Source organism: Flavobacterium sp. (assembly GCF_023151265.1).
In the GTDB taxonomy this organism is placed as follows: Bacteria; Bacteroidota; Bacteroidia; order Flavobacteriales; family Flavobacteriaceae; genus Flavobacterium.
Window position 1 is genome coordinate 1 of the sequence record NZ_JAKLJH010000156.1, and the last position, 5,901, is coordinate 5,901.

Consider the following 5,901-nt stretch of genomic DNA (forward strand, 5'->3'; position numbering starts at 1 on the left):
TTAATTTTCTTAAAAGAAGGCGAAAACTCTTCGTACTTTTCAGCTTTTAAATTCAGAGCATTAAAGCTAATTTTATTTGAATCTTCTTGCTTTGAAATTTTATCTAAATTAAAATTTTTTTCTTTGTACTTAAAACCCATTTCACTTGGATATTTAATATGAATTGAAGATTTTTCAACACTTTCATAAAAATCGTCAACAGGATACCAAGTTGGTATAAAAGCAGTATTTGAAGTTTCAAGTTCACTTTTGTATATTATTGTAAAAGGATATTCAGTTGGAGTGTAATCTAAAAACAACTTTCTATCATCATTATAAATTGAAAATCCATCTGCTACACTTTGATCTATAAAATCCTTACGCTTAATTTTTTTTAATTCTTTGCCAAATGAATTATAAACAATTGCTTCTATTGTCTTTACTTTAGTAGATTTATTATAAAATTCAATTGCATCAATATTGGTTAGTCCATTTTTATTTAAAACTGTTATTGTTTTAGATTTCTTAATAATCATTTGCCTTCTAGATAGGATTTCAATCTCAATTTTTTGATCTCGAATTACACTATTTGAATTTTCAATCAACTCTTTTGGTATCAATAAAGTTGAAAAACTTATTTCTTGAGAAAAATTAAAAACAGAAGAAAAAAGGAAAAAAAACAATAAAATATTTCTCATATTGGCTATTCTTTATTTTTTGTATCTATTAAAATAGTAACAGGTCCATCATTAACTAAGCCTACTTTCATGTCAGCTCCAAATTGTCCGGTTTGTACTTTTTTGCCTAATTCTATTTCCATTTGTTGTAGGAAAGATTCGTAAAGCGGAATGGCAATTTCAGGTTTTGAGGCTTTAATATAACTTGGACGATTTCCTTTTTTAGTTAATGCATGTAAAGTGAATTGCGAAACTACAATCATTTCGCCATCAATGTCTTTTAACGACAAATTCATTACTTGGTTTTCGTCTTCAAAAATCCTTAAGTTGGCTATTTTTGAGGTTAACCAATTGATATCTTCTTGATTATCGGCGTCTTCAATTCCAACTAAAACTAATACCCCTTGTTGAATTTGAGCTACAATTTCGTTATTTATTATAACTGATGATTGAGAAACTCTTTGGATGACTGTCTTCATTTTTAATACATAAACACCAAAAGTATAAAAATATCAGAAAAGATTTACGGAAATCCGTAAAAAAACAAATTATTTCCTTGTTTCGTCACTTGCTCTTCGTTCAGCATCGTAAATATCAGCACGATATTGTTCTTCGTCGCCTTCTAAAATTTGAGTGTAACTTTTATAGCGTGACCACGAAATTTCGTCATTTTCTAATGCTTTTTTAATGGCGCAATGTGGTTCATCTTTATGCAAACAGTTATTGAATTTACATTGGTCTTTCAAAGCAAAAAATTCAGGAAAATAATCCCCAATTTCTTGTTTTTCCATATCTACAATTCCAAAACCACGAATTCCTGGCGTATCTATAATTTTGGCTCCAAAAGACAAATCGAACATTTCGGCAAACGTTGTGGTGTGCTTTCCTTGTGCATGCGATTCGGAAATTTGTTTGGTTTTTAAATTCAATCCTGGTTCTAAAGTGTTTACCAAAGTTGATTTTCCAACACCTGAATGTCCTGAAAACATTGAAACTCTGTCTTTCATTAACGCTTTTAGTTCGTCAATTCCTTTACCATCTTTAGCTGAAACGCGTAAACATTTGTAACCTATTGATGAATATACATGTTGTAAATATAATTGCTCGTCTAAAGTAGCATCGTCAAACGTATCTATTTTATTGAAGACAATTACGGCTTCAATTCCATAAGCCTCGGCGGTAACTAAAAATCGGTCGATAAAACTTGTGGTTGTTGGCGGATTATTGATGGTTACCAATAAAAAAACCACGTCAATATTGGATGCAATAATATGCATTTGATGCGATAAATTTACCGATTTTCTAACAATGTAATTTTTTCTATCGTGAATCGCTGTGATTACTCCGGTGGTTTCATCAGTGGTATTTTCAATATCATAATCCACAACGTCGCCCACCGCAATAGGATTGGTACTTTTAATACCTTTCATTCTAAATTTACCTTTTATACGGCACTCTAAAAAAGCACCATTTTCAGTTTTAATGGTGTACCAGCTTCCGGTAGATTTATATACGATTCCTGTCATTCAAAGTTAGAAGTTAGAAGTCAGCCTTTCGACAATCTCAGGATGACTAAATAATTATTTCAACAAAGATAGTGTTTCTAGCTAAATTATTTATTAATCACTTTCTCTTGATGTGTAATACTTTCTTGGTGAATGGCTTTAAACAATTGCATTACAAATTCGTTACTCAAACCTTTTTCTTCACCTTCTAAAATCATTTTTCCTAAGATTTCGTTCCAACGTTGATTCTGTAAAATCGCAACGTTTTTTTCTTTCTTAAGCAAACCAATTTTATCCGCTACTTTCATTCGGTTACCCAAAATTTCTAACAGCTTTCCATCAAATTCATCAATTTGCATGCGTAGTTTTGCCATTTTTTGGTTGTATTCGCTTTCATCATCAGACACTTTTCTAACGCGTAAATTGATGAACATTTGTTTTAAAGTTGCTGGCGTAACTTGTTGGGCTGCATCACTCCAGGCATTATCTGGGTCAATATGAGTTTCAATAATTAATCCGTCGTAATTCAAATCTAAAGCTTGTTGCGATACTTCTTGAATCATATCGCGCTTTCCTGTAATGTGCGAAGGATCACAAATCAAAGGCAAATCAGGAAAACGATTTTGTAAATCAATCGCTATTTGCCATTCGGGATTGTTACGGTATTTTGTTTTTTCGTAAGTGGAAAATCCTCTATGAATTACACCTAATTTCTTTATGTTCGCATTATACAATCGCTCTAAACCACCAATCCATAAAGATAAATCAGGATTTACTGGGTTTTTTAATAAAACTATTTTATCAGTTCCTTGCAAAGCATCTGCAATTTCTTGAACTGCAAATGGATTTACTGTTGTTCTAGCGCCAATCCACAACACATCAATATCGTGTTCCAAAGCTAATTTTACGTGAGCTGCCGTAGCAACTTCAGTTGCCATTAACAAACCGGTTTCTGCTTTGGCTTTTTGCAACCATTTCAATCCAATTTCACCTACACCTTCAAATCCACCTGGACGCGTACGCGGTTTCCAAATTCCCGCACGGAAAATAGAAACATCAGAATTCTTTAATTCGTGTGCTATTTTTAAAACTTGATCTTCGGTTTCAGCACTACAAGGTCCTGCTATTACCAGTGGATGATTCAACTGAAAATCATCTAACCAAGTGCGTAATTCTTTTTTATTTTCCATAACCATATTTTCACTGTAAAATTACTACTTATTATTAAATTATTATTGTTTACTCTTTTCATATTCGCCCAAAACCTTGAAATGCGTCGTCATAATTTCCATTACTTTTTTCGCTTTTTCAAAATGCTTGTATTTTTCAAAAACCACATCCACAAAAAACGCATAAGTAAAAGGTGTTTCGATAATTGGAAGCGATTGAATTTTCGTCAGATTCAATTTGCAATTATTCAGCACATTTAAAACTGTTGCCAAAGAACCTGGTGTATCATCTAATTCAAATTTTATGGAAGCTTTATTGATGAGTTCTTTTGGAATTTCTTTGTTCGATGCTTTTAAAACTACAAAACGCGTTTTATTGCTTTTTACGGTATGAATTCCATCAGCGATAATTTCCAAATCATAAATATTAGCCGCAACTGGTCCTGCCAAAGCACCAATTCCTCTTAATTGATTTTCCTGAATTCGTTTAGCCGTAATCGCGGTATCCGAACTTTCTACCAACTTAATATGCGGATATTGACCAAAGAAATTGGCACATTGCAATAAAGCAATTGGATGCGAATGCACTTCTGTAATATCTTCAATTTTTTGACCAGGAAACACCATCAAATTCATGTGAATGTCCAAAAAATATTCGCCAATAATGTGCAAATCATTTGAATCGATAAGAGCATAATTAGGCAAAATGGCTCCTGCAATTGAATTTTCAATCGCCATAACCGCTTTATCGGATTGATTGGCTTTCAAACTATTAACTACATCTCGAAACGAGCTGCATTCATCCAAACCAATCGCATCACCAAAATAACGATGTGCTACTTGATGATGAAACGACCCTTGAATTCCCTGAATTGCGATTTTAATTCCCATAATTTTGAGCAAAAAAAAAATCCCGATTTGCATCGGGATTGTATGTTTATAAAATAAATTTCTTTCATTTATATAATAGCACAACAATCCCTCATCTGTCTCCAGAAGAAATAAAAAGAATTGTTATATAAAAATGTGCTATTGGTAAGCATTGCGCTATTTATTATTTGATTGCGTAAAAGTAATAAAAAAATGAAAACGAAATACTTTTTTAAATAAATTTGAGTTCTTTTAAAAAAAGTTACTTTTGCTAAAATTTACAAGATATGTCGATAGAAGTTCAAAATATTTCAAAAAATTACGGAGACCAAAAAGCATTGGACAACGTTAGTTTTTCTGTAAAAAAAGGAGAAATCGTAGGTTTTTTAGGTCCAAATGGCGCTGGAAAATCCACTTTAATGAAAATTTTGACTACTTATTTAACAGCAGATAGCGGAACTGCAGTTGTAAACGAACACGATGTTACTTCTGCTCAAAAAGAAGTACAAAAATCGGTTGGGTATTTACCAGAACACAATCCGTTGTATTTGGATTTATATGTGAGAGAATATTTGGCTTTTAATGCCGATTTACATAAAGTTGCGAAATCAAGAATTGATGAAGTAATTGCTTTGACAGGATTAACTCCGGAAAGTCATAAAAAAATTGGAGAATTATCAAAAGGATATCGTCAACGTGTTGGATTAGCAACCGCTTTATTACACAATCCAGATGTGATGATTTTGGACGAACCTACGACAGGTTTAGACCCAAATCAATTAGTTGAAATTCGCGATTTGATTAAAAACATTGGAAAAGACAAAACAGTTTTTCTTTCAACACACATCATGCAAGAAGTGGAAGCTATTTGTGATAGAATTATCATCATCGATAAAGGAAAAATTGTTACCGATAAAAAACTAAACAATTTAGTTGCCGAAGAAGCCGAACAAATTATTGAAGTAGAATTTGACAAAAAAGTAGATAAAACTATTTTTACTTCACTTCCTAATTTAAAATCAGCAAAAAATTCGCATGATTTAGTTTGGGAATTAACTTTTACTTCAACTACCGATATGCGTCCAACCTTGTTTGATTTTGCACAAGCCAATCAATTAAGAACGTTACAAATTGTATTGAAGAATAAAAACTTGGAGCAAATTTTTAGAGAAAAAACAGCTAAGAAGAAATAAAAAAATCTCCTTACAACTAAAACTGTAAGGAGATTTTAAAAGTATTGTAATGGTAATTAATTTAAAGTTACCAAATACTTTTGTCTGAGTTTGTCGTAATCATCGTAAACCACAGAAAGTGCGTAACTCGACAAATTTTCATTCAACAACGAATTGTAAATGAAATCTTCTTCCGTAAAACCATATTTGGTAATGGCCTCTTTGATGTATTTTACGGCAACCTCTTTTTTATTTTGATAAAAGTAACAATTGGCTACTTCAATATAAACATCTTTTAAATTTTCACCCTTAGACAATTTAATGTAATTTTCATACTCTTTAATTGCTTCAGAATAATTTTTCTTCTCGGTTAGTGATCTAGCTTTTGTTAAGATAGAATCTAATTCATTTGCGAAGGTTAACTGGGAAATGAATAAAATTACGAATGAATAGATAATTTTTTTCATAGTTCTTGTTTTTTTAATACTATAAATTTACAATTCTTTTTTGAATAAAAAAATATATTTTT

Annotated in this window: 7 protein-coding genes; 1 reads left to right on the forward strand and 6 read right to left on the reverse strand. The window is 31.5% G+C overall.

Annotated features, from left to right (window positions below):
* The 5 genes from L6Q46_RS12240 to L6Q46_RS12260 all read right to left on the reverse strand — a co-directional run.
* On the reverse strand, positions 1-677 hold a 677-nt coding region (locus tag L6Q46_RS12240), incomplete at its 3' end, for a DUF3857 domain-containing protein (RefSeq protein ID WP_291284543.1).
* A gap of 5 nt (positions 678-682) precedes the next feature.
* A complete protein-coding gene (gene dtd / locus L6Q46_RS12245; RefSeq protein ID WP_291284544.1) occupies positions 683-1,135 on the reverse strand; it encodes a D-aminoacyl-tRNA deacylase in 453 nt (150 codons plus the stop codon).
* 69 nt (positions 1,136-1,204) lie between these two features.
* Positions 1,205-2,182 carry a ribosome small subunit-dependent GTPase A gene (rsgA, locus tag L6Q46_RS12250; RefSeq protein WP_291284545.1) on the reverse strand — a complete coding sequence of 326 codons (978 nt, stop codon included), beginning with the start codon at positions 2,180-2,182 and terminating at the stop codon, positions 1,205-1,207.
* 86 nt (positions 2,183-2,268) lie between these two features.
* The gene (locus tag L6Q46_RS12255) at positions 2,269-3,351 is read right to left on the reverse strand and encodes a bifunctional 3-deoxy-7-phosphoheptulonate synthase/chorismate mutase type II (protein ID WP_291284546.1); all 1,083 of its coding nucleotides are present in this window, start codon (positions 3,349-3,351) and stop codon (positions 2,269-2,271) included.
* 42 nt (positions 3,352-3,393) lie between these two features.
* Positions 3,394-4,221: a prephenate dehydratase gene (locus L6Q46_RS12260; protein WP_291284547.1), complete on the reverse strand. Its 828-nt coding sequence runs from the start codon at positions 4,219-4,221 to the stop codon at positions 3,394-3,396.
* Positions 4,222-4,487: 266 nt separating this feature from the next.
* Here L6Q46_RS12260 and gldA point away from each other — a divergent pair, with 266 nt between their 5' ends.
* Positions 4,488-5,393 carry a gliding motility-associated ABC transporter ATP-binding subunit GldA gene (gene gldA, locus L6Q46_RS12265; protein WP_291284548.1) on the forward strand — a complete coding sequence of 302 codons (906 nt, stop codon included), beginning with the start codon at positions 4,488-4,490 and terminating at the stop codon, positions 5,391-5,393.
* Positions 5,394-5,449: 56 nt separating this feature from the next.
* Here the strand turns inward: gldA and L6Q46_RS12270 are convergent, their stop codons facing one another.
* Entirely contained in the window at positions 5,450-5,839 is a 390-nt protein-coding gene (locus L6Q46_RS12270; protein WP_111567323.1) for a hypothetical protein, read from the reverse strand.
* Between the last annotated feature and the right edge of the window lie 62 nt (positions 5,840-5,901).